Source organism: Desulfovibrio sp., from assembly GCF_009712225.1.
In the GTDB taxonomy this organism is placed as follows: domain Bacteria; phylum Desulfobacterota; class Desulfovibrionia; order Desulfovibrionales; family Desulfovibrionaceae; genus Desulfovibrio.
Map to the genome: position 1 here is coordinate 279,526 of NZ_WASP01000005.1, position 25,708 is coordinate 305,233.

A 25,708-nucleotide genomic window follows, 5' to 3' on the forward strand; every position below is an offset into this window, starting at 1 on the left:
ATGCCTTGCGGCCTGTATTCGCGTGCACAAATGCCTATTGTTGATAATGATATAAAGGTATATCTGCCTTGCAGGCATTAAAATTGGAAATTTCCGGCCCTGAACTCGGTTGACAAAACGATAGCTAGCTAATATTTAGCTATGCACACAATGAGGGGGTAGCATGAGCTCTTCCACCAGAGAAATAGTTGGCATGACCATTGCCCGTACCTCCCGTATGTGGCGCAACAAGCTTGACGAAAGGCTTTCGCCCCTGGGACTCACGCAGGCGCGCTGGCTGGTGCTTATGCATCTTTCACGCATGGGCGGCGAAGCTCCGCAAAAAGAGCTGGCCATTTCTGTGGGAGTGGAAGGCCCAACCCTTGTGCGCGTGCTGGATGGCCTAGAACGTCTGGGTCTGGTGCAGCGCGTGGGCGTTGAGGGCGACCGCCGTGCCCGGCGCGTGTGCCTTACCGCCAAGGCCGACAGTGTTATAAGCGATATCATGCGTATTGGTGCGAATTTGCGTGCCGAAGCCCTGCTTGGCATCACCGATGCAGAGCTTGAAAGTTTTTACCGCGTGCTTGAAACCATCATGGGCAATCTGGCCGCCGCACCGCCAGAATAGCACACAGACCGGCACGCGGAACAGCATTTCAGGAGTTCCGTTCACATGCCTCTTTCGCTTTCGCCCCAGGCGGCCCGTCTGCTGACCGCTCCGGTTCGTACAAAAAAACGCCTCATGCTTTTTGGCGCAATGGCATGCGCACTGGTCATCCTGCTGGTAGTCATCCACAGGCAGAGGCACATTACAGAAAACGATGCGCGCGTCATGGCCGACATGGTGACCATCAGCAGTCGGGTAGACGGCTGGGTTGCCCAGCGCGACGTTACCGACGGTGACAGGGTAAATGGTGGCAGCCAGCTGGTGGTCATTGACCAGCGCGAGGCCGCCATGCAGGTGGAAGAACTGACTGCCAGGGACGAGGCGCTACGCCTTGAGCACGAGCGCGTGTCCACCCTGCTGCAGGTGAGCCTGGGCGCTACGCAAAGCGCCATTGATGCTGCCCGCGCCCACTGCAACAATGTGGGGGCAAGCCTGCGCGCCAGCCAGGCCGAGCTTGATCTGGCCCGCGCCGATTTTACCCGTGGGCAGAGCCTTATTGCCGCCAACGCCATTGCCCGCCGCACATGGGACCAGAACCGTACCTCCCTGCATCAGGCAGAAGAAAAATTCCTTCAAAACAAGGCACTGCTGGCCGAAGCCCAGGCCGCGCTGGCCCAGGCCCTTGCGCATCAGGGTGATCCTCTTGCGCTCAAAAGCCAGCTTGCCCAGCTTGAACAGCAGCGCGCGGGAGTGCAGGCGCAGCTGCGGCAAAAGCAGGTGGCGCTGGACGACCACGTGGTGCGCAGCCCCATCAGCGGCGTTGTGGACCAGAAATTTGTGGAGCCGGGCGAGTACGTTATTCCCGGCCAGAGGCTGGTGTTGCTGCACGACCCTAAGGCCGTGTGGGTTGAGGTGCTGCTCAAGGAAACCAAGCTCGACGGGCTCAAGGCCGGGCAATCCGTGAGTGTGAGCGTGGACGCCTACCCCGACAGGGCCTTTCACGGCAGCATAGAACGCATCGGTACGGCTGCCACCAGCCAGTTTGCCCTTATGCCAAGCCCCAATCCTTCGGGCAACTTCACCAAAATCAACCAGCGTGTTCCCGTGCGCATCAAGGTTGAGCAGCCGGACGACAACCCCCTCCGCCCCGGTATGATGGTAGAGGTGGACATTGACCGCTCCAGCCTTTGATGCACTGGCCCAGCGCTACGGCGCGGGCTACAAGTGGCTTGCCACGGCTGCCGTCATGGCGGGCTGCGTTGCCACGGTGCTGTCGTCCACCATCGTCAACGTGGCCATGCCCGACATAATGGGCGAATTCGGCATGGGGCAGGATCAGGTGCAGTGGCTTTCCACGGCCTTTCTGGCTTCCATGACAGCCTCCATGCTGGCAACAGACTGGACGCTGCACACCTTTGGCGTGCGGCGGGCCTATCTGGGCGCCATGGTGGCCTTTCTGGCGGCGTCCGTCATGGGCAGCATGAGCCCCGGCGTGGAGCTGCTCATACTTGCGCGCTCCATACAGGGGGCGGCGGCAGGGTTGGTGCAGCCTCTTGCCATGGTGGTGGTATTTACCGTCTTTGGGGCAGAAAACCGGGGTATGGCCATGGGCGTGTTTGGCCTTGGCGTGGTGCTGGCCCCGGCCCTTGGCCCCACGGTGGGCGGCCTGCTCATCGACAACTATTCGTGGCGGTACGTCTTTCTGGTGGGGCCGCCCTTTTGCGCTCTGAGTATGGCCATGGCCCTGACCTTTTTGCCTGGCCGCGCGCAGGATGTGCAGCCCCGGCCCTTTGACGGCATAGGCTTTGCCCTGCTGTGCCTTGCCATTGGAACCCTGCTGGCGGGCATTTCCAGTGGTCAGCGCGAGGGCTGGGATTCCGGCTACGTGCTGGGCGCATTTCTGCTGAGCCTGTGCTTCTGGATTGCCTTTGCCGCGCACGAACGGGCCTGCGCCCACCCCCTGCTGGCTCTGGACGTGTATCTGAACCCGCGCTTTCTGGCTGCCTCTGTGGTGGCCTTTATTCTGGGTATGGGGCTTTTTGGCTCCACCTATCTTATTCCGCTTTTTGTGCAGATGGTGCAGGGGTACAGCCCCACCGAATCGGGTCTGCTACTCATGCCGGGGGGGATGGTTCTGGGCGTGGTGATGCCGCTGGCCGGGCGTTTTGCCGACCGGCTGCCGCCTTACCAGTCTATCATGGCCGGGCTGGCCGTTTTTGGCGTTTCGTGCCTGCTCATGGCCGGGGTGGGCGTATCTACGGATTTTTGGGATTTTGCGGGCTGGATTGTGCTTGGCCGCGTGGGGCTTGGGCTCATTTTGCCATCGCTGAACAGCGGGGCGCTGCGTCTGCTGGATGGCGGGCACATGGCGCAGGGGGCTGGGGCCATCAACTTCAGTCGCCAGCTGGGCGGCGCGTTGGGGGTGAGCCTGCTTTCCGTGTATCTGGAGCGTCAGACAGAGCTGTACGCCCAGGCCTTCAACGCCCTGCAGCAGGGTACGCACGCCGCCGCAGACGCCCTTGATATCGTTTCGTTCATGCTGGTGCGTTCGGGGCAGCTCGATAACGTGGCGCAGGCCCTGCGGCCCCCGCAGGCCTACCAGTTTTTTTCAGAGATGATTGCCGCGCAGGCGCGCACAATGGGCTTCAGGGAAAGTTTTTTGCTGGTGGCCGTGGCCTTTCTGGTGGCTGTGCTGCCAGCTTTGTTCATGAGGCAGCGCAGGTTGTAAGCGTGGAGTGGTTCAGCGGCTGCGCAGCAGGTGGGGCAGGGCCGTGGCGCAAAAAATGCCGCCCAGAATGGCAAGACTGCTCACCAGCAGGCGCAGCCCAAGGGCTTCGCCCATGAGCCATGCGCCGCCAAGGGCGGTGATGAGCGGCACGCTCAGTTGCACCACAGCGGCAGAAGGCACGTTGAGCCAGCGTAAAACCGCATACCACAGCACATAGCCAAGAGCCGAGGCCAGCGCGCCGGCAGCCAGAGCACAGACAACGCCCGCCCATGGCCATGCGGTGGGTGTGCCAGCCCCGTCAAACAGCATGCCCCACGCCAGCAGCGCAAGGGCCAGCGGCACGCAGCGAATAAAGTTGCCAGCCGTGGCCGCCGTGGCGTCGCCGCTCTGTCTGCCGCAGATGGTGTACACGGCCCAGCACAGGCCAGAGCAGAAGATCACCGTGGCAGCCCCCGCCGGTGGCGCATCAAGTCCCGGCAACAGCAGATACACAAGGCCCGCCATGGCAAGCCCGATGCCCAGCCCTTGCGCCTTGCCGGGTCTTTGCCCCAGCCGCAGCCCGGCCACAAGCATGCCCACCTGCACGGCCACCGCTATGACCAGCGCCCCCGCCCCGGCAGAAAGCCGCACATAGGCCCATGAAAAACAGGCCATATAGCCAAACAGGGCCAGGGCCGCGTTCCAGCTGCCAGCACGCAACGGATTGCCGCCGCGCCATATCTGGATAAACCAGAGCATGGCTGCCGCTGATATGGCCCGCAGGGCCGTGTAGACAGAAGGATCAAGTGGTTGGGAAGATGGTCCCTGCGCGAGGGCGAACCTGCAGAGCAGGGAGTTGGCGGCAAAGAGCGTCATGACCAGGGTTGTGAGCGCAGCCACCAGCCAGGGCGAAGCGCCCGTGCCGCCCGGCCTGTCGCCCGCACTGGTGCCAGTCGCTACGCTGGCCCGCATCAGTCAATCCGCCGTGCGCCCTGCAATTTGCGGAACACCGTGCTGCGGTTGATCTGGAAAAGCTCGGCCACACGCTGCACAGAACCGTGCACTTCAATGGCCTTGAGCAGAAAATCGCGCTCCATTTCAGCCATGATGTCGCGCAGGGGGCGGCGCGCGGAAAGAATATCTTCTGAATAGCACGAAGATTCACGGGTGGAGCCGGATATCTGCGGCGGCAGGTCGCGCGGCGAGATAAGCGGCCCGGTGAGCGTGATGACAAGGCTGTGCACAAGGTTTTGCAGTTCGCGCACGTTGCCCGGCCAGGAATAGGCCGACATGATGTCGAGGGTCACGTCCATAAATGCCATGGCCTTGTGATACTTGGCTGTATACTGGGCAAGATAGTGCTCTGCCAGCGCGCGCACGTCTTCCTGCCGGTCGCGCAGGGGCGGTATGCGCACGGTGGCCACGTTGAGGCGGTAATAGAGGTCGCGGCGGAATGTGCCAGCCTCCACGCTCTTGGCCAGATCCCGGTTGGTGGCGGCAATAATGCGCACGTCCACCTTGCGCGGGCTTGATGCGCCCACCCGCATGATTTCGCCGTCCTGCAGCACGCGCAACAGGCGCGTTTGCATGGAGAGCGGCAACTCGCCCACTTCGTCCAGAAAAATGGTGCTGCCGTCGGCAATTTCAAAATACCCGGCCTTGCCCTTGTTGGAGGCCCCGGTAAAGGCCCCCGGCATGTAGCCGAAGAGTTCGGATTCTGTGAGTGATTCGGAGATGCCGCCGCAGTCAACCTTGAGCAGGATTTTATCGTTGCGGGCAGACTGCGAATGGGTGTAGCGGGCAAATACGTCCTTGCCTGCGCCGGTTTCACCCAGAATAAGCACCGTGGCATCGGTGTGGGCAAAGCGTCCCAGCAGCGAAACCACATCGCCCATGGCCCGGCTGGCGTACACTGGTTCGCTCGACTTTGCCGAGCCCTGAGCAATGTACGCCAGCTGGTCGTTGATCTGGTCAATAAGCTTGCACTGTCCCGCCACCTGATCCTGCAACTGGGCAAGCAGGGTAACGTCGCGGGCAAAGGTCACCACCAAGCACAGGTCGCCCTTGCCGTCAAAAACGGGAAAGCCGGTGAGCACCAGTTTTTTCCCGTTTTTGAGCTGCTGGACGTGTGTGGTGGGTCTGCCCGTGCGTACGATTTCCGGGTTCAGAATGCAGTCAAACGTGCCCTCCTGAACCAGATCGCGCACGTTTTTGCCGCGTATCTGTTCCTGGGTCAGCCCGGTAAGCTGCTCGTACATGCGGTTGACCCGCAGGCTTGTGCCTGCGGCATCACTTATAAAAACGCCTTCGGGCAGGGCGTCGAGTATGCGCTCCACATGTTTCGAAAGAAGCTCGGAAGATCTGCATGCCATAGGTCATTGGGGGGGTAGAAGGTTATCAGTGCGGTACGCGCAGGCGCTGGCCCAGAATACCCTGCACCACAGTCTGGAGCCTGTTCATGTGCTCCGTATCCAGTTTTACTTCGCCCATGGGTACGGGCCTGTCGAGAAACTGGTACTTCTGCGTGCCAAGGCGGTGGTAGGGCAGCATTTCGTATTCCACGCGCTCATAGGGCTTGAGAAACTCGGCAATGGCGGTAACGGCCTGTTCGCTGTCGTTAAAGCCGGGAATGATCGGCGTGCGCGCCAGTATGGGCAGGTCGGGAAATTCCTCTGCCAGAATGCGGAAGTTTTCGAGGATGTGCCTGTTGGGCAAGCCTGTTTGAGCTTCGTGCTCGGCGCTGTCCATGTGCTTGATGTCAAAAAGCACATAGTTCAGGTATTCCGCCGCGGCGCGGATTGTGTCGGGCGAAACCATACCGCAGGTTTCCACAGCGGTCTTGATACGCCGCGCACGGGCCTCGCGCAGCAGGGCCACGGCAAACTCCCCCTGCAACAGGGGTTCGCCGCCCGACAGGGTAAGGCCGCCGCCAGAGCGGGCATAGAAGGCCATATCCTGCTCAACCACATTCAGCACGTCATCTACTGTACGCTGTTTGCCGTAAACCAGCAAACCCTGGGCCGGGCATGCTGCGGCGCAGGGCATATGGCACGAGGTGCAGTGGCTGCGGTTAATGCGCAGCTTGTCCTCGTCGCCAAGGGTTATGGAGCCGTATGGACAGGCTACAATGCAGTGCCCGCACTTGGAAACGCCCAGGCAACGGCCTGCGTTAAAGGCCAGCTCGGGCTCGCGCTGCTGCGACTCGGGATTGCTGCACCAGCGGCAGGAAAGGCTGCAGCCCTTGAGAAAAACGATGGTTCTTATGCCGGGGCCGTCATGAACCGAATATTTCTGAACGTTGAAAACCATGCCTTGCCGTTGGCAGTCATCCTGACACATAAGACCATCCTTTTATAAAAAACGGGCGCGGCCAACCTTTCGGCCAGTCGCGCCCGTGCGTGTGTTACATCACGTCGTGTTCGGTACGGGCAATCAGGTCGTTCTGCAGGTCGGGCGACAGGTCCACAAAGTAGGCGCTGTAACCGGCAATGCGCACGATGAGGTTGCGGTACTTCTGCGGGTCTTTCTGCGCGGCCACCAGGGTCTGCTTGTTTACCACGTTGAACTGAACATGCCACAGCTTGAGGTCGCAGAAGGTGCGGATGAAGGACACCAGCTTTTCAGTGCCCTGTTCGCCTTCCACGCACTTGGGCGTGAACTTGATGTTGAGCATGCGGGCGGCGCGGTCGCGCATGCCCATGTTCTTGGTCTGGTAGTTGGAGAGCAGCACGGCGGTGGGGCCGTTGACGTCCGCGCCGTGCGAGGCCGAAGAGCCGTCGGAAAGCGGGAATCCGTCGGTACGGCCATTGGGAGTAGCGGAAACCACCTTGCCGAAGGGCACGTGCGAGGTAAAGGGCACGTAACGCACATCGTTGTGGATGCCCAGTTCCTGCATGGAGTATTTGCCGCCGTATTCCACGGAAATCTTGTCGATTTCGCGGCCAATGGCGTCGGCGTACTCGTCGTTGTTGCCGTAGCAGGGGGCGGAACGCAGCAGGGCGCGCACGTCGTCGTAGCCTTCAAAGTTGGCGTCGATGGCGGCCAGCAGCTTGTCCATGGTCAGTTTCTTTTCTTCAAACACCAGCTTTTTCACGGCGGCCAGCGAGTCCACAACCGTGCCAAGGCCCATGTATTCAAAGTAGCCCAGGTTGATGCCTTCGGGAATCTGTTCCTGGTGCAGGTCGATGCAGTGCTTCATGCACAGGTCGTGCATGGCCGAGCCCATGGGCTGGGCAAAGTGCTGGGCGCGCAGCTTGTTGATGATGTACTGCTGGGTAAAGGCCGTCTTGAGGAACAGCAGGTGCTGCTGCACATAGGCGTTCCAGAATTCGTCCCAGGTCTTGAAGTTGCGCGGGTCTCCGGTTTCAACGCCCAGCTTCTGGTCACCGAACTTCTTCATGCGGCCATTGCGCAGCACCATTTCAACAGCAGCGGCAAAGTTGATGTACGCACCGCCAGAGGTGTAGGTGTCGCGGTTGGGCATGCGGGCTTCGGTGCAGCCAGAAACCGCGTAGTCCAGGGCTTCCTCGAAGGTAGCGCCCTTGGAAACATACAGGGGCACGATTTCTTCGTCATTGATAAGCTTGGGGAAGCCGGAGCCGTACTTGATGGTTTCTGCCACGTCCCACAGGTAACGCTCGGGCGCGCGGGAATGGATGCGGGCCGCAAGGTCGGGGTAGTGCAGGGGGAATTCGCGCTTGGACTTGAGGATCAGGTAGGTCAGCGCGTTGCTGGCGTCGCGGCCATCGGTGGTCTGGCCGCCAACAGTCACTGCTTCCCAGTGGGCGTAACCTTCGTTGAAGGCGCCGCCGGTGGGCGAGATGTACATGTCGATGAATTCGGCCATGCCAACCCACATGCATTCCAGCAGTTCCATGGCCTGAGCGTCGTTGATCTTACCTTCGGCGCGGTCTTTGGCGTAGAAGGGGAAAAAGTACTGGTCCATGCGGCCATTGGAAATGGTGGTGCCGGTCTTCTGCTCGATGCGCGAGAACATCTGCGTAAACCACTGGCTCTGGCAGGCTTCCCAGAAGTCGCGGGCGGGTTCGCCGGGCACGTGCTCGGCGTTTTCAGCCATGCGCAGCAGCTCGGCCTTGCGGGTGGGGTTGGTTTCCTTTTCGGCCATTTCGCGGGCGAGCACTGCGTGGCGTTTGGCCCACAGCACAATGGCTTCGCACACGATGACCACGGCTTCGAGGAAGGGGCGCTTTTCGCAGGCGTCCTTGCAGCTCAGGGGATCAAGGGCGTCCAGCTTTTCCTGGGCTTCCTGTTTGATGCTGTTGAAACCGCGCTTGAGGATCTTTTCAAAGTCGTGCACCCACTGGATGGACGAACGGAACGACGAGGTTTCGTTGACGATAAAGCGAGAGATGAGCCCCATGGGATCATCATAGGTGAGCTTGTGCACTTCGGCGGGCAGGGCAGCGTTGAGCGCTTCGTGGTAGGTCTTGCCCTTCCAGTAGGGTGCGATCTCTTCGATCACGCGCTTGGCGTCTTCGGGCGTGATCGTGGCGGGCGAGGTCTTGCGGGTGGGCAGGTCGCGCACCGCGATATCAAGAAAGTCGCCGTCGAGTTCGGGGTACAGAATGCCGTAGCGGCCATCGCAGCCAGCGCGACCGAGCAGCAGCTGGTCTTCCTGCACATAGACGGTCATGTTTTTCGCAATGTGCATGAGGGCCTTGGCCCAGCGCAGCACCAGGGGCTGACCGTCTGTTTCCTGCATGGACTGGGTGAAGTACAGGGCGCGTTCGATATCAATACGCGGCTTCTGGCCTTCAAAACGTTCCAGCAGCTTGAAAACGCGGGTGTGGGTTTTACGGAATTTGTCTTCCCTGCCCTCGATCTTGTCGTACAAACGCTGTTCCTGGGGGGAGCGGCATTCGCAAGTGGTGGTGCTCATCACGATACTCCTGAAATATGAATATGTGGCGCGCGGGGGCGTATGCTCTGCCGCCGCACGGAGAATGCCGAAGGGGTGTGGCAATCCTCGTTTGCAATCCCCTGTGCATGTGGCATGCCATAATATTTAACTTGCTGAATTTTATGTGTATTCAAAAAAAGTTTTTTTATTCGGTGCTGGAAGTTCGATTTTGGACAAGCTTGGGTCGCAAGTTTGCATCAGTCAGGAGCCCTTGGCGTTAATAAGGGCATTTCTTGCGACGCAAAGTTGCGACAGCCCGATTTGGGGGGGGCAAGTTCGACACGGTTAACATGACAAAAATCATCATGATTTTATTTTCACAAGCAGCTATTTCGCTTAGCCGGAGAACAATTCCTGCTTGTTGCAAATTTGCGACACGAGGATAAACCATATCAAAAGAATATGTAATAAATCAAAATATTATGCTGAATTTATTGAGTTTTGAGCAGAAGCGCATTGAAAAAGAGGTTTTGTGAGCTGGCACACATCGTGCAAAACGAAAAAAATCACAAGTCGTGCGGGTTGGAGGCGACCTGAGCGACTTAGAAATAGCAACGCCTGGAGAAGAGAGATGGGAAACGTTTTTGTTTCCTGCGTGGGTGGTCCGGCAGGGCAGCCCGCATGGATCTGGAAGGCCATGACGCCGCCAGCGCCACACAACCCCCAAGCGGGTTCAGGAGAACCGCATTATGAACGTGATTGACTTTCGCTTTCGCCCAAACACGCCAGAAATCATTAACGGTATCAAAAACAGCGCCATGTTCAAGGCGGCCTGCAAGGCCATTGGATTTGACGCACGCAAGCCCCAGCCTCTTGACGAGATTGTGGCAGACCTGAACAATCTTGGTGTGGAACTTGGGGTCATAACTGGTCGTGACTGCGAAACCACGTACGGATTTCCGGCCAACAACAACAGCGTTCTGGAATTTTGCCGGGCCTATCCCGACAAGTTTGTGGGGTTCTGGGGCATTGACCCTCACAAAAAGATGGACGCGGTGCGCGAAATTGAGCGCGTGGTTGCCGATTACGGCATGAAGGGTATTGCCATCGACCCTTACCTTGCGCACATTCCCGCTTCAGAGGCCAGGTTTTATCCGTTGTACACCAAGTGCTGCGAACTGAATATTCCTGTGTTCATCACCATGGCCCCGCCGCCGCAGGTTCCGGGTGCCATTCTGGAATACGCAGACCCGCGCGATGTGGACAAGGTTGCCAGAGATTTTCCCGAGCTGACGCTCATCATGAGCCACGGCGGGTACCCCTTTGTAAACGAGGCCATTTACACCTGCCTGCGTAACGCCAACGTTTACATGGATATTTCTGAATACGAACGCGCACCCATGGTTGATGTGTATGTGCGCGCCATGAACGATCTCATTCCCGACAAGGTACTTTTTGCCAGCGCCCACCCCTTTGTGGAGCTGGCCGACGCTCTTGATGCCTACAAGCACTTTGATCTTACCGAAGAAGCCCGCCGCAAGGTCATGTACGAAAACGCCCGCCGCGTGCTGGGCCTGTCATAAGGGAGAAAAGACATGAGCAACGCTGTTGATAAAGCAACCGCACAGGCAAACCTGCGCCGCGTAGTTATTTCTTCGCTGATGGGCGCTGTCATCGAATGGTACGACTTTTTTCTTTATGGCGTAGTTGCCGGGCTTGTGTTCAACAAGCTGTTTTTCCCGTCCTTTTCGTCGGGCGTAGGCACCATCCTGGCTTTTGCGACCTTTGCCGTGGGCTTTGTGGCCCGTCCTCTTGGCGGTTTTATCTTTGGGCACTTTGGCGACAAGATCGGCCGCAAAAAAATGCTCATTCTCACCCTTGAAATCATGGGTGTCGCCACAGTGCTTATTGGCTGCATTCCCTCCTTTGACAGCATCGGCATCTGGGCGCCCATCCTGCTGGTTACCTGCCGTATCGCCCAGGGCATTGGCCTTGGCGGCGAATGGGGCGGCGCGGTGCTCATGGCCTTTGAATCTGCCCCTGCCCACAAGCGCGCCTTTTACGGCAGCCTGCCCCAGATTGGCCTTTCCCTTGGCCTGATGCTGGCCTCTGGCGTGATCGGCCTGCTCTCCTGGCTGCTGCCCGACGAAGCCTTCATCGCCTGGGGCTGGCGCGTGGCCTTTGTGCTGAGCGCCGTGCTGGTGCTGGTTGGCGCGTACATCCGTACCTCCGTGCAGGAAACCCAGGACTTTGCCAGCGCCAAGAAGCATGTGGAAAAGATCCGCTACCCCATGATCGACGCCTTCAAGCGTTACCCCAAGACCCTGCTGGCCTGCGTGGGTGCCCGCTTTGTGGAAGGTATCGCCTTCAACGTGTTCGGCGTGTTCTCCCTGACCTATCTTACCAACACCTGCGGTGTTAACCGTACCGTGGCCCTCATGGCCGTGGTGGTTGCCTCTGGCGTGATGGCCTGCTTTATCCCCATGTGGGGTGCCATGGCCGACCGTGTGGGCAAGGGCCGCATTTTCGGTACTGCCGCTCTGCTGCTTGGCATCACCTCCTTCCCCGTGTTCTGGGTGCTGCACAACTACGCCACCACCAACCTGTTCTTTGTGTACCTTGCCATCATCGTGCCCTTCGGCATCATCTACGCCGCTGCTTACGCCAGCATGGCCAGCCTGTTCTCCGACAGCTTCGACCCCTCTGTGCGTTACTCGAGCATCTCTTTTGTGTACCAGTTCTCCGGCATCTTTGCCTCTGGTCTCACACCCATGATCGCCACCATGCTGGTGCAGGCCAACGGTTCGCAGCCCTGGTACCTGTGTGGTTACCTGCTGGTGGCGGGCTTTATCAGCACCATCGCCACCATGTGGCTCGGAACCATCCGCGAACGCAACGACCTGCCGCATACTGATTCTGCGGCCAACGAGGCCGAGGCTCCTGCCCAGGCTTCTGTGAGCGACGCGGCCGTATAGTTTCTCGGTCTGAATATCCTCCTCCCGTATGGCGGGGTCTTATGCCGGACCCCGCCACACCCTCAGGCTCTGCGCCTCCCGGCCCGCAACGGCAGGGCGGCGCTTTGCCAGTATGCGGGGGCGGGAGGAGGGCAGGCCACACCCTGAGCCCGGCACGCTGCCACGCCCGCAGCAGCTGAAAGGAGCCTTTATGCTTGTGGCCCTTGCTGTTTCGTCCTTTCTTGTTGGTACGCTTATTGGCGCAACTGGCGTAGGCGGCGTGCTGCTCATACCCGCCATCATGTTTTTTGGCGGGCTGGGAACGCACGAAGCCATGGCTACGGCCCTGTTCAGTTTTCTGTTTGCGGGCATTGTGGCAACGGTGAGCTACCAGCGCTACGGAACCATCGACTGGCGGGTTACCCTGCCCGTTGTGGCCGGCAGCTTTTTGTCCGGCTATGCGGGCGCGTATGTGGGGGCGTATGTTCCAGCGCGGGCGCTCAATATCGTACTGGCCTGCCTGATCATTTTTTCAAGTCTGTATTCCATGCTGCCAGCGCGGCAGGGCATGGGGCTGGCGCAGCGGCTGAGCCAAAGGGGCAACACCCTGCTGCTGTTTGGCATAGGACTGTTCACCGGATTTTTGTGCGGCATGACGGGCGCTGGTGGGGGTATAGTGTCTGTGCCGGTGATGCTGCTTTTCAGCTACGCGCCCCTGCAGTGCATTGCCACAAGCCAGGTCTTGCAGATGGTCATTTCTGTCTCTGGCTCGGCCAGCAACATGAGTAATGGTTTCATTTCCTATTCCATGGTCTGGTGGATCACCCTCTGCGAGCTTGTGGGCATTGGCGTGGGCGCACACATTGCCCACCGCGTGCCGGTACGCCTGCTCAAGCGCATGGTCAGCGGCCTGTGCATGGCCATTGGCCTGTTCATAGCATGGCGGGCGCTGTGCTGACTTACAAAACTTACCTAACTTTTTTATAACTTACATAAAAAGACTTCTTTCACGCGGTGGCATAGACAAAGATCAAATACTCCACGGAGGGTCTATGTCATGCAAACCGTAGAAAACAATCATTCTGGAGCCGGTGCGGAAGGGCTTTGGGACAAGCTGCTCAACTTCAAGATCGGTCCCGTGCCGCTTCCGGCCTATCTGTTTTTTGCCGCAGTGATCTTTTTGGCCTCGTATTACGGCAAACTGCCCAAGGATATGATTGGCGGTTTTGCCGTGATGCTGATTCTGGGCATACTGCTGGGCGACATGGGCTTGCGCCTGCCTGTGCTCAAGGATATTGGCGGGCCCGCCATTCTTTCCATCTTTGTGCCCTCTGTGCTGGTATTTTACGGCCTGCTTGACGGCCCGGCCAAGGAAGCCGTTTTTCACTTTACCGGCGGCAAGGGCGGCGGCGCCAACTTTCTGTATTTTTATATCGCCAGCCTGGTGACGGGCAGTATTCTGGGCATGCTGCGGCAGGTGCTCATTCAGGGCTTTCTGCGCATGTTTGTACCCCTGATTCTGGGTACGCTGGCAAGCTGTATCGTGGGCACGGGCGTTGGTACGCTGCTGGGCCACGGCGTATTTGAAAGCTTCTTCTACATTGTTGTTCCCATCATTTCCGGCGGCGTGGGCGAGGGAATTCTGCCTCTTTCGGCCGGTTATGCCGAAATCCAGGGCGTTGATCCCGGCAAGTTCATTGCCATGGTGGCCCCGGCTGCCATGCTGGGCAACGTGACGGCCATCATCTGCGCGGGCATGCTGCGCCGCTACGCCATCAAGCATCCCGAAAGCACGGGCAACGGCAAGCTGGTACGCATGGGTGGCGACGACCTGTTGCCCACTGAAGGCAAGGAAGTCATCGACGTTACCATTCTGGGCATGGGCCTGCTCACCGCCTGCTGCTTCTACCTGTTCGGCATGCTGGTGAACATGATCATTCCCATTCCCGCACCCATCATCATGATTCTGTCTGCCGCCATCGTAAAGGCTCTGGGCATCATGCCCGCCATTGTTGAAAAGGCCGCCAAGCAGTTCTACCTCTTTGTTTCCAAAAACCTCACCTGGGCGCTGCTGGTGGGTATTGGCGTGTGCTACACCCCCTGGAAGGACGTGGTGGCCGTTATCCAGCCCAGCTACGTCATCACGGTTGTTGCCACGGTGCTCTCCATGGTTGCCTGCGGCTTCTTTACCGCCCGCTTCCTCAACATGTACCCCGTGGAATCTGCCCTCGTTACCGCTTGCCACAGCGGCCTTGGCGGCACGGGCGACGTGGCCATTCTCTCCGCCTCGGCCCGCATGGAGCTGATGCCCTTTGCTCAGATTTCCACGCGTATCGGCGGCGCTTCGGTGGTGGTCATGGCAGTTATTCTCATGCGCATTTTTTACGCGGGCTAGACGCAAACAGATATTGGGCTTCCCCGGAAGGCGCAGGTCTTCCGGGGACTGCCTGTTTTTGCCTTGCAGGAATGGCCGGGCGCATGCCCAGGGATACGAGCATGCAGGAATATCGCCAGATATTGATTGATACTGAATGGGCCGAAGCCGAGAGGCTGCTGCTCGCTGCCGGGCTGGGCATGCCCACGGGCTGCGACTACGGGCTGGCCTACTACGAAGACGACACCATGCTTGCCTGCGGTTTTTTGGCGGGCAATGTGCTGTGCGGTTTTTGCGTGAGCCCTGCGGCGCAGGGCGGCGGCGTGTCTACCGCCATTCTGAGCCGTCTGGTGCTGCACGGTAAACAGAAGGGCATCAACCACTTCTTCATTTTCACCAAGGCCAGCGAGGCGGAAAAATTCGCGGCAGCGGGCTTTACCCTTGTGGCCCGTACAGGGCAGGCGGCCTTGCTGGAACAGGGGCGGCCCAACTATGCAGACTGGCTGGCCGCCACGCGTGAACGCATGGCGGATTTTGCAGGGCAGCAGACGGCTCCGGTTCTTGGGGCCATTGTCATGAACGCCAATCCCTTTACCCGTGGGCACGAATATCTCGCCAGCACTGCAGCCGCCTCCTGCGACCGTTTGCTGGTTTTTGTAGTGCAGGAAGACGTTTCCGTTGTGCCTTTTGCCGTGCGCTTCCGGCTGGTGAGCGAGGGGCTGGCCCACCTGGGCAATGTGCTGGTGCTGCCCGCCGGGCCGTACATGGTGTCGCGCGCCAGCTTTCCCGCCTATTTTACGGCAGACGAAGCGCGCGGCAGCGTGCATGCGGGCCTTGACTGCGCCCTCTTTGCCACACGCATCGCGCCCGATCTGGGCATTTTCATCCGCTTTGTGGGTACTGAACCCTTCGATCCCGTAACCCGGCAGTACAACAGGGTTATGACGCAGGAATTTGCGCACTCCGGGTTGATCCTGCGGGAAATTCCCCGTCTGGAATCCGCCGGTGCGGCGGTGAGCGCCTCGCGCGTGCGCGCCCTGCTGCAGGGAAACACCTGCGAGGCCCGCTGGCGCGAGCTTGAAATGCTGTTGCCCAAGGTAACCTATGATTTTTTGCGTTCCCGAGAGGGGGTAGACCTGCTGTGCAGGCTCCAGAATCATGTGGGGCGGCACTGAGGGGCCTGCGGCAATGGCCGTGAATGTTCTGGTCTGATTTCATGCAGGCGGCGCTGCCGCCGGAGGAGATACTATATGAGCGCACACGTGAGCGCAGTGGCGGGTACACTGGAATCAAACGACATTCTTGTAACCATCAGCAGCACCGGCGGCAGCGCCAACAGCGTGAGCCTGTCGAGCATTGTCATAAGCCAGTTTGGCCCGGCCATCAGGGCGGTCATTGACCAGTGCCTTGAAGCCTCGGGCCTTTCTGGCGTGGAGGTAACCGTGCAGGACAAGGGCGCGCTGGAGTGCACCATCAAGGCCCGCATGGAAACGGCCATCGCCCGCTACAAGGAGAAGATGTGATGCGCAACCGCACGTTTCTTTTCATGCCCGGTAACAACCCCGGCATGCTTGCCAGCGCCCAGTGTCTGGGCGCTGACGTGGTTATTTTTGATCTTGAAGACGCCGTGGCCCGGCAGGAAAAAGACGCGGCGCGCAACCTGGTGAGCCACGCGCTCAAAGAGCTGCGGCCCCAGGGCGTGGGTATTACCGTGCGCATCAACGGGCTGGATACTCCCTTTTGGCAGGCAGACATGGAAGCCGTGGTGGAGGCTCGCACCAACTTTGTGATGGTTCCCAAGATGGAACGGGCAGAGGAAGTGCAACAGGTGGCCGAAGCCATCGAGGCTGCGCGCCGCAAGTTTGGCGTGCAGGAAAAGGTTGAGGCTCTGGTGATTGTGGAAACGCCAATGGGCCTTGAAAACGTGTACGCCATCGCCTCTGCCAGCCCCCTGCTGCGGGGTATACTGCTTGGGGCGGAAGACTTTACGGCTGCCATGGGCGCGCAACGCACGGCAGAAGGGGCAGAGATCGCCTACGCCCGTTCGCGTCTGCTCACGGCCTGCAAGGCTGCGGGCGTGCTGGCCATTGATACACCCTTTCCCTTTGTTTCCGACCTTGAGGGGCTGGAAAAAGACGCGGCCTTTGCCGTGCAGCTTGGCTTTGACGGCAAGGCCGTTATTTCGCCCCACCATGTGCACCGGGTCAACCGCGCCTTTGTGCCCGCGCCGGAAAAAATCAACTGGGCAAAGCGCGTTATGGCCGCCGCCCGGCTGGCCGAAGCCGAAGGCAAGGGCGCTGTTTCACTGGACGGCATGATGATTGACCTGCCCATTATCAAAAGGGCGGAACGCATACTGCTTTTGGCCGATGTCTAAAGGGGGCGCAGCCATGAAAAACAAGTTTATCGCAACTATTGCCGATGCCCTGCGCCAGTGCGGCATTGCCGACGGCATGACGCTGTCGTTCCACCACCACCTGCGCAACGGCGACCATGTGGTCAACATGACCATGGACGCCGTGGCCTCGCTGGGCATCAAAAATATCACCGTGGCCTGCTCGTCGATGTTTCCCGTGCACGAACACCTTGTGCAGCACATCAAGAGCGGCGTTATCACCGGCATTGATACAGACTACATGAGCGGCCCGCTGGCCCGCGCCGTTTCAGAGGGGCTGTTGCCCACGCCTGTCATGTTTCGCTCGCACGGGGGCAGGCCGCGCGCCATCGGCGAGGGCTCGCTCAAGATAGACATTGCCGTTATCGCCGCTCCGGCGGTGGATTCGCTGGGCAATATCAACGGTACGGAAGGCCCTTCGGCCTGCGGTTCACTTGGCTATGCCCTGCCCGACGCCAAACACGCCAGACACGTCATTGCCGTTACCGACCATCTGGTGCAGGGCGGTCTTGGCCGCGTAAGCATCCCCCACGATCAGGTTGACCATGTGGTTGTGGTGGACAAGATCGGCGATCCGGCGGGCATTGTTTCCGGCTCCATCAGCCTTACCCGCGACCCTGTGGCCCTTGCCATCGCCCGCAGCGCCCAGGCTGTCATCCGCGCCTCGGGCCTGCTCAAGGACGGTTTCAACTATCAGACCGGCGCTGGCGGCGCTTCGCTGGCGGCTTCCATCTTTTTGCAGGAAGACATGCGCGCCATGAAGTTGCACGGCGGTTTTCTGCTGGGCGGCATTACCAAATACATGGTTGAAATGCTTGATGAAGGCCTGTTTGACAATGTGTACGATGTGCAGTGCTTTGACCTGAGCAGTGTGCAGTCCATTGCCCGCAATCCGCGCCATGTGGAAATATCGGCGGATACCTACGCCAACCCGGCCAGCAAAAGCGCCTGTGTGGACTATCTGGACGCGGTGCTGCTGGGCGCCACCGAGGTGGATATGAACTTTAACGTCAACGTGACCACCGATTCAAACGGCAATATCATCGGCGGTTCGGGCGGCCACAACGATGCCGCCGCCGGAGCCAAGCTGACCATCATTGTGGCCCCGCTGGTGCGCGCGCGTCTGCCCATCGTGGTGGACAGGTGCACCACCCTCACCACCAGAGGTGAAACCGTGGACGTGCTGGTGACCGAGCGCGGCATAGCCGTAAATCCGGCGCGTAAAGAGCTGGCCGACCGCCTGCGCGATGCCCGCCTGCCAGTGTGCGACATTGCCGAGCTGCACGAAACAGCCATGAAAATGACCGGCAAGCCGTTGTCCTTCGAGCACGGAGAAAAGGTGGTGGGCACGGTGGAGTACCGCGACGGAACAATTGTGGACAAAATATACGCCACAAAGTAAGCCCCGCACACCCTCCTGGCGGGGGTACGCCCCCCGCCAGCGCGGGGCAGGAGAACATGCATGGATTTTTGCCAGCTGCTTGCCGAACGCGAACGCCGGTGGAATACACGTTTGTCACTGGCTGGCCTGTACAATTGCCCGGTGCTTTCCCTGACACTGAACATTCCCGGGCCGGACAAGAATCTGCCCGGTGCGGATGCCGCATTGGGCCTGCTGCGGACAGAACTGTGCGCGGCGGTGGAAGCGGCAGGGGGAACGTGCGTAGATGAATGCCAGTTCGCAGGCCCGGACGGCCCCGCGTGGGTGGCCGCCGTGCGTATGGACGCCATGGCTCTCAAGCATCTGGCAGTAGCGGTGGAAGAAAGCCACTTTCTCGGCAGGCTGGCCGATGCGGACGTAATGGATTCGCAGGGGCAGCCCGTGAACCGCGAGCATGTGGCAGGCACGCCGAATGCTGTCGAGGGCGGCGCAGCGCAGGGCCGTGCGCCGCGTCAGTGTTTTTTGTGTTTCCGCCCCGCCAGCCTGTGCCGCCGCGAGGGCAGGCACAGCCTTGATGAACTGCTGGCCGTCGTGCATCGTACGCTGCGTCTTGCCAGTGAAAATGCAGGGCAGGAACAGGCATGTCGGCCGTAACGCCACTGCTGGACGAGCTGTCCGGTGCAGATTGCTGGCATCAGGACGGCCTGCCTGCCTTGTCGCTGTGCCTGTCTGGTGAGCAGGTGACGGAGCTGGCTGCGCGCGCGGCCATACTTGAAGCAGCTGTAAGCCCCAAGCCGGGGCTGGTATGCCTGGGCAGCAACGGCGCGCACAGTGACATGGACTACCCCCTGTTTGTGCGCAGCGCCAAGGCCCTGCGACCTTATTTTGCGCAGGCCCACGCCCTTGGCGAGACCACTCGCGATCTCTCGCCGGGGCAGGTTTTTGCCCGTTTGCGGCCCCTTGGAGTGTGGGCAGAGCAGTGCATGCTGCAGGCCACTGGTGGTATAAACACCCATAAAGGATTGATTTTTTCCATGGGGCTGTTTTGTGCTGCGGTGGGGCGCCTCAACAATGGCATGGCCGGGCAGGTGGTGTCCGCACTTGCGCTGCGGCAGGCGGCGGCGTCGTTCGTGAGCGGCATTGTGCGGAGGGATTTTGCTCCACTGGCTGAACATAAGGCGGCACAGCGTGGAACTCTGCGCTGCGGCGTGATGGGTGGCCTGAGCCCCCGTGATGCTCGGCCTGTGTTTGAGGCACAGCTGCAACGCGCGCTTACCGCCGGTGAAGTGCTGTACCTGCTCTACGGCGTAACGGGCATACGTGGCGAGGCCGAGCAGGGGTTCCCGCATGTGGGGCTGGCCCTACAGGCGCTGGAGGCGCACGGGGCAGCGCACGACCTCAACACGGCCATGGCCCACTGCCTGCTGGAGCTGGTGCAGGCCATGGATGATACAAATATTTTATGGCGCGGCGGCCCGGAGGGGTTGCGCCACGCGGCAAGCTCCGCACGGGCGGTACTGGCTGCCGGTGGCCTGGGCACTCACGTCGGGCAGGCGGCCTTGCGCCGCATGAGCGTCGATTTTGCACGCAAAAGACTGAGCCCCGGCGGCTGCGCCGACATTCTTGCTGTGAGCGTGTTTTTGTGGCTGTTGCGCTGCCACGGCACAGGCTGACTCGCCCTTACGCAATCCAGTTGTACAGGGTTACGGGACGGCCCGGGCCGCCGTAGTCCTTCACACTGCCAAGCCTGCCGGTGGCGGTGAGGTAGTCAAAGTATTTCTTTAACGAAATGCGCGAGATACCCGCCAGCGGCTCAATGTCCTTGAGGCTGAACGGCCCCTCATACTGCTGCAATACCTGCATGACCGTTTTCAGCGTGCGTGCGTCAATGCCCTTGGGCGTGCCGGAATCGGGCGCGGGGCGCTCCTTTTTGATGAAAATGCGCCGGTCAAGCATCTCCTGGGTAATGGGAACCTCGGGCGAGATGAGCAGCTGGCGCTTTTCGCGGAACTGGAGCAGCGATTCGCGAAAGCGCTCAAAGGTAAAGGGTTTGACAATGTAGTCAGCCACGCCCATGCGCAGGGCGTTGAGAATGTCGTCGCTGTTCTGCGCGGCGGTTATCATGATTACATCGGTGTGGTAAAACTGCGACTTGATGATGCGCAGCAGCTCCATACCGTCCATGCCCGGCATGAATACGTCAAGCAGCACCAGATCCACATGGTGCGCGCGCAGCAGGGCAAGGCCATCCTCGCCGGAATGGGCCGTATGCTCAAGGCTGAAGCCGTCTATACCTTCCAGATACCCGGCAGCCAGATCTGCCACCATGGGGTCGTCTTCAATGATGATGACGCGGATCATGGGTTTTCTCCTTCCACCAGTGTGGTTGCTGGAATACGGACAGTAAAGATGGAACCGTGCCCAAGCCTTGAATCAATTTCCACAGATCCGTCCACTTCGTCCAGCGTAAGCAGCAGCATGTACAGCCCTATGCCCCTGTTGGAGCCCTTGGTGGAAAAACCCTTGCTGAAGATTTTTTCCTGGTGTTCCTCTGCTATGCCGCGCCCGGTATCGGCCACCCACAAAATTAGCTGGCCCTTGTCGCCAGCGGGGGCAAAATCGCTTTCGATGTGCAGGGTAATGCGCTTCTCACCAGCATAGGTAACTGCGTCAAAGGCGTTGTCTATAAGGTTGCCCACAATTGTCACCAGGGCGTGCGCTCCTTTGGCCGAAAGGGGCGGCAGCGCGCCGGTGCCCTCGATGTGCAGGGTAACGCCCAGCTCGTGGGCGCGGCTGTACTTGCTCTCAAGAAAGCCCGCCATAATGGGATCCTTGACCAGCGCCGTGATGGATGAGGTTTCGCGCTTTTTGCTGCCGATGATGCGCTCGAGGTAGGCATCGAGCTCTTCATAGCGCCTGTTGCGAAGCAGGCCCGAGATGACGTGCAGTTTGTTGAGATATTCGTGCGAGCGCGAGCGCAGGGCCTCGGCGTAGTTGCTGAGACCGGTGAGGCGCTCGGCCTGCGCGCGAACCTCTGTCATGTCGCGGAAGGTGGCCACCGCGCCGATAATTTTGCCCTGCACGCTTATGGGCGCACGGTTGGTCATGATGATGCAGCCGTTGATGTTCTGCTCCATATCATATTCTGGCTTGCCGCTTTCAATAATGGCGTCGAGCCGCGTGGCGGGAATGGTTTTTTGCACCGGCTGGCCTTCCAGCGGTCCGGTAACACCAGCGGAGCGCAGTATTTTTTCGGCCATTTCGTTAACAAGCACCAGTGTGCCGTCCTTGTTTACGGCAATAATGCCCTCGCGCACGGTGCGCAGAATGGCGTTGCGTTCTTCAAGCATACGCGCGATCTGGTGAGGCTCAAGGCCGAAAAGAATTTTCTTGATGGTGCGCGAAAGCATCACGGCCAGTACAATGCCAATACCCAGCGAAAGCACCAGAAGCCACGACAATGGCCCGCTCAGTCGTGAAACATTGGCCTCGATATCCTTGGACATGATGCCCACGGCCACTGCGCCCAGCTGCTTGCCCTGCTCGTCGTATATGGGCCTGAAGGCCCGCAGTGAAAAGCCGAACGACCCGCGCGCCGACGAAATATAGGTGCGCCCTTTAAGGGAGTCGCCTTCGTCGCCGCCCATGATATGCCCGCCGATTTTCCACGCTTCGGGGTGATAGACGCGTATGCCCTGCATGTCGATGAGCACTATGAACTTTACGTTGGAGACGTGGGTGAGCATCTCCACAAAGTCCACCATCTGTTTGCGGCCCTCGGGCTTGCTTGAGCGCATGCCCTCGATGACGGTGGAGGATTCTGCCGAGAGTCTGGCCACGTTGGTGACGGTTTTTTCCGCCTCTTCATAGCCGTACTTGCTGATAAAATACGATTCTGCCAGATGGCTGAACAATATGGGCGGGCAGAGCGCAAGGCTCACCAGAATAACAAGTTTTACAAACAGACTGGAATTTTTGATTGCTTGCAGCATGGCAAATCGTTGGGGGCGGTCTTGCTGGCGGGCAGGCCGGATTACGGCGGGCTGCCCTTGTTGCGGGTGCTCGCCATGAATGGTTGTTGCGACTGGCTGCGGCGTGCGGCTCAAAAGCCTGCGCACCACTAGTAAATCATAACAGGAGCCCGGAGGCCTCGCAAATGGCGCAGCACTGATCCGCTTTGCACAAATTTGCCAGTTCAGCACCGGTTACAAAAAGGCCTTTTTGAATGAAAATTTTTTCAACGCTTTGTAAATACTATTTTTTTTGGTGTCATCCTGCGGGCAATTAAAAATGACAGTGGATAATTATCACATATGGAGTTAGGAAAGGCGACCCCCCCCTGTACGAGAAAAGTTTGAAGCATGTTGTTTTGGTCATTGGGTACTGAACCAGGAAACGAAGATGGAGCCGGGGATGAAAAAAATTGCAGTGTTGGTTTTGGCGGCCGGTATGTTGTGCGCGCTTTCAGAAGGCGCGAGCGCCATTGATTTTTCGGCCAAGGGCCGCTGGGCTTACAATTTTAGCTACGGGCAGCACGGCAATTTTACTGCTGGTGGGGGCAGAACGGGGTACAGCTCGACTGAAGACGAATTTGAAGCCGCCCAGCAGGTTCGCCTGCAACTGGATGCCAAGGCTTCCGAAAATCTTTCCGGCACGGTTCATTTTGAAATCGGCGGATACAACCGTGGCATGATGCAGTACTGGGGCGCCAGCGGCAACGGCGGCGCTCTTGGCGCAGACGGTACAGTGGTGAAGGTCAAAAACGCCTTCATAGACTGGACTGTGCCGCAGACCGCCCTCAAGGTGCGCATGGGCATTCAGCCCATACAGCTGCCCGATTATATCAACAACAGCCAGGTGCTGGCCGATGATGCCGCGGGCATCACCGCTTCTTACGCCTTCAACGAAAATGTGGGCCTTACGGCGTTCTGGACGCGTCTGTTCAACGACAACACCACCGCTACCACCAACCGCTACCCCGGCTATATGGACAACATGGACGCCGTGGGCCTTACCCTGCCCCTGACCTTTGATGGTGTTAACCTTACACCCTGGGGCATGTATGCCGGTATTGGGCCCGCCATCAACTATGATAGCGTTACCAATGACCCCACCAAAAAGCAGATAACGAGCTATGTCAGCCAGGCTTCTGCTGGCGGCCCAAAGGCTGGCCTGCTGCCTCTGTACGGCGGTTTCCACAAGAGCAGGCTTTCGCAGTACGGCAACGCCATGTGGGCTGGCCTGCCCGGTCAGATCACGGCTTTCGACCCCTTCCGCATTTCGTGGGACGTGGTGTACGGCGCAGTGCAGTATGACGACAGCGCCATGAACCGCGCTGGCTGGCTGGCCTCGCTGGTGCTTGAATACAAGCTCGACTGGAGCACTCCCGGCCTGTACGGCTGGTACACCTCTGGCGACGACGACAACCTCGGCAACGGTTCCGAGCGCATGCCCAACATCCACCCCAACAACCCCAACGATTTCTCTGAATTTGCCTTCCACGGCGACCCCATCGTGGGCCGCGACAGCATTGTGGGCAAATCCATGACAGGAACCTGGGGCATCGGCGTGCGGCTCAAGGACATGAGCTTTGTTGAGAACCTCAGCCATACCTTCCGCATCAACTACATGGGCGGCACCAACGACCCCGGCGTGCTCAAAAAGATCAACCGCGCCACCGGCAGCTGGATGGCCCCCAACGACACCACGGTTGCTGGTCGTGAAGGTCTGTACCTGACCCGCAACGACAGCCTGGTGGAATTTGGTCTGAGCACCAAGTACAAGATGTACGATAACTTTACCGTGTATGTTGAAACCAACTACGACGCCCTGTTCCTCGACAAGAGCGCCACGGTTTGGGGCAACAGCAAGATGAACGGCAAGAGCGACCGTAGTGCCGATGCCTGGAATACTGCTGTTACCTTTGTGTATCAGTTCTAATCCGCGTTGCGGCAGCAACCTGCCGCGCCCGGCATACTGCAAAGCGCCCATGGTTTCATGGGCGCTTTCTGTTTTTGCCGCAGCATTCTGACTTTATTTTTTGAGTGGCGGGCTCAGTCGGCCTTGGGCCGTTCTGGTCTGCCCATGAGCACAACGGGCACAATGCTGAGGGCCGCCACTGCCGCCATCAGCAGGTACACGGCATCCATGCCCCACAGGGCGGCAAGCCCGCCAAATAGCGTGGGAGTGAGAATGTTGGTAATGCCCCGGCCAAAGGAATTGACGGTGAATATGGACTCGTAGTTTTGCGCGCCCTGCACTGGTTCGGTGATGATGGTCTGGATAACCGGCACGGTTCCCTTGGTAACAATGCCTATGGCCAGCGCCAGCAGCAACGTGATCACAAGGTTGCTGGAGCTGAGCAGGGCGCAGAGCAGCAGGGTGAGTGTCAGCCCCGCCGCGATGAAAATTTTGCGTGTGCCGAAAATGTCGATAAGTCGGCCACAGGCCATCTTGCCCGCAAAGGAACCAAGGGTGAACCCCAGGGCGAACGAGCCGATGGTTTTGGCATCCATGCCCTTTGCCACCAGCAGCAGGGGCAGAAAGGTAAAGATTCTGTCATTGCTGAAAGCATTGAGCATGCTGCCCAGCATGGCCAGCAAAACAGAGCGGTTTTTCAGTATGGCAAAGGCGGCAAAGGGATTGCGGCGTGGGGGCCTGCCTGCGGAAGAATCGGCGGGCGCGGCATCGCCGCTCTCGCCGGATTCGGCAAAGCTGCCCCTTGTGCAGTAGAGCCACAGGCCCGCGCAGAGGGCAAACACCCCGTAGGCGAAACAGATGGCCCGCCAGCCGGGCATGGAGCCCACAGTGTAGGCCGCCGCAAAGGCAGCAAACGACACCAGCGGAATACGCCCCACATCGCCAATGGCCGTAAAATCGCTCATGACCCGGCCAAGCCGCGACCTGTCTGTGTTGGTGGTAATGTACGAAAAGGAAAGATTGTGGAATACGGCAAAGCCCGCCATGACCAGCAGCATGCAAGCGCCCGCGGCTGTCATGCCGCCACCGGGCAGGACGCTGGCAGCCCCCGTACCAGCAAGCCCGGCCCCAATGAGGCCCAGCCCCGCCACGCAGGCAATCAGGGCCACAGAGCCAGCAAAGCCAAAGCGGCGCGAAAACCAGCCCGTGCCAAGGCCAGCGGCGGTGCTCAGGGCTGTGCCGAGTGAAACAATCAGGCCCACCTCTGTTTCACCACTGCCGTAAGCCAGCGCCATGAACGACAGGATCACCGGCACCGTGTCAAACAGACCATCCACCAGGATGTGGTACAGATTCAACATGATAAAACGTGCGCGGGTCATCATGCGTGAGCTGTACTGTCAGGCGCGGGGCGCGTCAAGGCACAAGCTGCCTGTTATGGATGGGGCCGCCGCCCCATAGGCGTAAAAAAGGCCCCCAGGAATAACCGGTGGAGGCCTGTGTGAGCACGAAAAGAAAAAACGGATGATCAG

Annotated in this window: 21 protein-coding genes; 14 read left to right on the plus strand and 7 right to left on the minus strand. The window is 59.4% G+C overall.

The window, feature by feature from the left end; all coding sequences use genetic code 11:
* The first annotated feature begins 163 nt into the window (after positions 1-163).
* From slyA to F8N36_RS05095, 3 genes are read left to right on the plus strand one after another with little or no spacing between them, the layout of a single operon-like run.
* Positions 164-607 (plus strand): transcriptional regulator SlyA, encoded by a 444-nt coding sequence (slyA, locus tag F8N36_RS05085; protein WP_291331715.1) that lies wholly within the window; start codon positions 164-166, stop codon positions 605-607.
* A 45-nt stretch (positions 608-652) separates the two neighbouring features.
* Positions 653-1,777, plus strand: coding sequence for an HlyD family secretion protein (locus F8N36_RS05090; RefSeq protein WP_291331716.1), 1,125 nt, complete (start codon positions 653-655; stop codon positions 1,775-1,777).
* Complete coding sequence (locus tag F8N36_RS05095) at positions 1,758-3,314, plus strand: DHA2 family efflux MFS transporter permease subunit (protein WP_291331717.1); 1,557 nt, start codon at positions 1,758-1,760, stop codon at positions 3,312-3,314. Before F8N36_RS05090 ends, F8N36_RS05095 begins: the two co-directional genes overlap by 20 nt.
* Positions 3,315-3,326: 12 nt before the next feature.
* On the opposite strand, the gene F8N36_RS05100 is transcribed toward F8N36_RS05095, so the two are convergent.
* From F8N36_RS05100 to F8N36_RS05115, 4 genes are all read right to left on the minus strand, one after another.
* Positions 3,327-4,265, minus strand: coding sequence for a DMT family transporter (locus F8N36_RS05100; protein WP_291331718.1), 939 nt, complete (start codon positions 4,263-4,265; stop codon positions 3,327-3,329).
* Positions 4,265-5,665, minus strand: a complete 1,401-nt coding sequence (locus F8N36_RS05105) for a sigma 54-interacting transcriptional regulator (RefSeq protein ID WP_291331719.1) — start codon at positions 5,663-5,665, stop codon at positions 4,265-4,267. Before F8N36_RS05105 ends, F8N36_RS05100 begins: the two co-directional genes overlap by 1 nt.
* 25 nt (positions 5,666-5,690) lie before the next feature.
* A complete protein-coding gene (locus tag F8N36_RS05110) occupies positions 5,691-6,632 on the minus strand; it encodes a glycyl-radical enzyme activating protein (RefSeq protein ID WP_291331720.1) in 942 nt (313 codons plus the stop codon).
* Between the two features lie 64 nt (positions 6,633-6,696).
* The gene (locus F8N36_RS05115) at positions 6,697-9,192 is read right to left on the minus strand and encodes a glycyl radical protein (RefSeq protein WP_291331721.1); all 2,496 of its coding nucleotides are present in this window, start codon (positions 9,190-9,192) and stop codon (positions 6,697-6,699) included.
* Between the two features lie 710 nt (positions 9,193-9,902).
* Here F8N36_RS05115 and F8N36_RS05120 point away from each other — a divergent pair.
* From F8N36_RS05120 to F8N36_RS05165, 10 genes are all read left to right on the plus strand, one after another.
* Positions 9,903-10,736 carry an amidohydrolase family protein gene (locus tag F8N36_RS05120; RefSeq protein WP_291331722.1) on the plus strand — a complete coding sequence of 278 codons (834 nt, stop codon included), beginning with the start codon at positions 9,903-9,905 and terminating at the stop codon, positions 10,734-10,736.
* A gap of 12 nt (positions 10,737-10,748) precedes the next feature.
* Complete coding sequence (locus F8N36_RS05125) at positions 10,749-12,128, plus strand: MFS transporter (protein WP_291331723.1); 1,380 nt, start codon at positions 10,749-10,751, stop codon at positions 12,126-12,128.
* 190 nt (positions 12,129-12,318) lie between these two features.
* Entirely contained in the window at positions 12,319-13,065 is a 747-nt protein-coding gene (locus F8N36_RS05130; RefSeq protein ID WP_291331724.1) for a sulfite exporter TauE/SafE family protein, read from the plus strand.
* A gap of 99 nt (positions 13,066-13,164) precedes the next feature.
* Positions 13,165-14,502: a 2-hydroxycarboxylate transporter family protein gene (locus F8N36_RS05135; RefSeq protein ID WP_291331725.1), complete on the plus strand. Its 1,338-nt coding sequence runs from the start codon at positions 13,165-13,167 to the stop codon at positions 14,500-14,502.
* 101 nt (positions 14,503-14,603) lie between these two features.
* A complete protein-coding gene (locus F8N36_RS05140) occupies positions 14,604-15,656 on the plus strand; it encodes a hypothetical protein (protein ID WP_291331726.1) in 1,053 nt (350 codons plus the stop codon).
* Between the two features lie 75 nt (positions 15,657-15,731).
* Positions 15,732-16,004 (plus strand): citrate lyase acyl carrier protein, encoded by a 273-nt coding sequence (gene citD, locus F8N36_RS05145; RefSeq protein ID WP_291331727.1) that lies wholly within the window; start codon positions 15,732-15,734, stop codon positions 16,002-16,004.
* A complete protein-coding gene (locus tag F8N36_RS05150; RefSeq protein WP_291331728.1) occupies positions 16,004-16,858 on the plus strand; it encodes a CoA ester lyase in 855 nt (284 codons plus the stop codon). Before citD ends, F8N36_RS05150 begins: the two co-directional genes overlap by 1 nt.
* A 13-nt stretch (positions 16,859-16,871) precedes the next feature.
* Positions 16,872-18,278, plus strand: a complete 1,407-nt coding sequence (citF, locus tag F8N36_RS05155) for a citrate lyase subunit alpha (RefSeq protein ID WP_291331729.1) — start codon at positions 16,872-16,874, stop codon at positions 18,276-18,278.
* 60 nt (positions 18,279-18,338) lie between these two features.
* A complete protein-coding gene (locus F8N36_RS05160; protein ID WP_291331730.1) occupies positions 18,339-18,911 on the plus strand; it encodes a citrate lyase holo-[acyl-carrier protein] synthase in 573 nt (190 codons plus the stop codon).
* Entirely contained in the window at positions 18,899-19,930 is a 1,032-nt protein-coding gene (locus F8N36_RS05165) for a triphosphoribosyl-dephospho-CoA synthase (protein WP_291331731.1), read from the plus strand. Before F8N36_RS05160 ends, F8N36_RS05165 begins: the two co-directional genes overlap by 13 nt.
* 7 nt (positions 19,931-19,937) lie before the next feature.
* On the opposite strand, the gene F8N36_RS05170 is transcribed toward F8N36_RS05165, so the two are convergent.
* The gene (locus F8N36_RS05170) at positions 19,938-20,618 is read right to left on the minus strand and encodes a response regulator (RefSeq protein WP_291331732.1); all 681 of its coding nucleotides are present in this window, start codon (positions 20,616-20,618) and stop codon (positions 19,938-19,940) included.
* On the minus strand, positions 20,615-22,249 hold the full coding sequence (gene dcuS / locus F8N36_RS05175) for a DcuS/MalK family sensor histidine kinase (protein WP_291331733.1): 1,635 nt from the start codon (positions 22,247-22,249) through the stop codon (positions 20,615-20,617). The genes F8N36_RS05170 and dcuS overlap by 4 nt, the downstream gene beginning before the upstream one ends.
* 421 nt (positions 22,250-22,670) lie before the next feature.
* On the opposite strand from dcuS, the gene F8N36_RS05180 reads away from it, so the two are divergent.
* Entirely contained in the window at positions 22,671-24,197 is a 1,527-nt protein-coding gene (locus tag F8N36_RS05180; protein ID WP_291331734.1) for an outer membrane homotrimeric porin, read from the plus strand.
* Between the two features lie 113 nt (positions 24,198-24,310).
* On the opposite strand, the gene F8N36_RS05185 is transcribed toward F8N36_RS05180, so the two are convergent.
* Positions 24,311-25,561 carry an MFS transporter gene (locus F8N36_RS05185; RefSeq protein ID WP_291331735.1) on the minus strand — a complete coding sequence of 417 codons (1,251 nt, stop codon included), beginning with the start codon at positions 25,559-25,561 and terminating at the stop codon, positions 24,311-24,313.
* Between the last annotated feature and the right edge of the window lie 147 nt (positions 25,562-25,708).

Excerpts from the sequence above, each read along its gene's own strand:
- F8N36_RS05090 (WP_291331716.1), top strand. The coding sequence starts at position 653 with ATGCCTCTTTCGCTTTCGCCCCAGGCGGCCCGTCTGCTGACCGCTCCG.
- citD (WP_291331727.1), top strand. The coding sequence starts at position 15,732 with ATGAGCGCACACGTGAGCGCAGTGGCGGGTACACTGGAATCAAACGAC.
- F8N36_RS05185 (WP_291331735.1), bottom strand. The coding sequence starts at position 25,561 with ATGATGACCCGCGCACGTTTTATCATGTTGAATCTGTACCACATCCTG.
- F8N36_RS05150 (WP_291331728.1), top strand. The coding sequence starts at position 16,004 with ATGCGCAACCGCACGTTTCTTTTCATGCCCGGTAACAACCCCGGCATG.
- F8N36_RS05120 (WP_291331722.1), top strand. The coding sequence starts at position 9,903 with ATGAACGTGATTGACTTTCGCTTTCGCCCAAACACGCCAGAAATCATT.
- dcuS (WP_291331733.1), bottom strand. The coding sequence starts at position 22,249 with ATGCTGCAAGCAATCAAAAATTCCAGTCTGTTTGTAAAACTTGTTATT.
- citF (WP_291331729.1), top strand. The coding sequence starts at position 16,872 with ATGAAAAACAAGTTTATCGCAACTATTGCCGATGCCCTGCGCCAGTGC.
- F8N36_RS05160 (WP_291331730.1), top strand. The coding sequence starts at position 18,339 with ATGGATTTTTGCCAGCTGCTTGCCGAACGCGAACGCCGGTGGAATACA.
- F8N36_RS05135 (WP_291331725.1), top strand. The coding sequence starts at position 13,165 with ATGCAAACCGTAGAAAACAATCATTCTGGAGCCGGTGCGGAAGGGCTT.
- F8N36_RS05130 (WP_291331724.1), top strand. The coding sequence starts at position 12,319 with ATGCTTGTGGCCCTTGCTGTTTCGTCCTTTCTTGTTGGTACGCTTATT.
- F8N36_RS05170 (WP_291331732.1), bottom strand. The coding sequence starts at position 20,618 with ATGATCCGCGTCATCATCATTGAAGACGACCCCATGGTGGCAGATCTG.
- F8N36_RS05105 (WP_291331719.1), bottom strand. The coding sequence starts at position 5,665 with ATGGCATGCAGATCTTCCGAGCTTCTTTCGAAACATGTGGAGCGCATA.
- F8N36_RS05140 (WP_291331726.1), top strand. The coding sequence starts at position 14,604 with ATGCAGGAATATCGCCAGATATTGATTGATACTGAATGGGCCGAAGCC.
- F8N36_RS05165 (WP_291331731.1), top strand. The coding sequence starts at position 18,899 with ATGTCGGCCGTAACGCCACTGCTGGACGAGCTGTCCGGTGCAGATTGC.
- F8N36_RS05180 (WP_291331734.1), top strand. The coding sequence starts at position 22,671 with ATGAAAAAAATTGCAGTGTTGGTTTTGGCGGCCGGTATGTTGTGCGCG.
- F8N36_RS05115 (WP_291331721.1), bottom strand. The coding sequence starts at position 9,192 with ATGAGCACCACCACTTGCGAATGCCGCTCCCCCCAGGAACAGCGTTTG.
- F8N36_RS05125 (WP_291331723.1), top strand. The coding sequence starts at position 10,749 with ATGAGCAACGCTGTTGATAAAGCAACCGCACAGGCAAACCTGCGCCGC.
- F8N36_RS05110 (WP_291331720.1), bottom strand. The coding sequence starts at position 6,632 with ATGTGTCAGGATGACTGCCAACGGCAAGGCATGGTTTTCAACGTTCAG.
- slyA (WP_291331715.1), top strand. The coding sequence starts at position 164 with ATGAGCTCTTCCACCAGAGAAATAGTTGGCATGACCATTGCCCGTACC.
- F8N36_RS05100 (WP_291331718.1), bottom strand. The coding sequence starts at position 4,265 with ATGCGGGCCAGCGTAGCGACTGGCACCAGTGCGGGCGACAGGCCGGGC.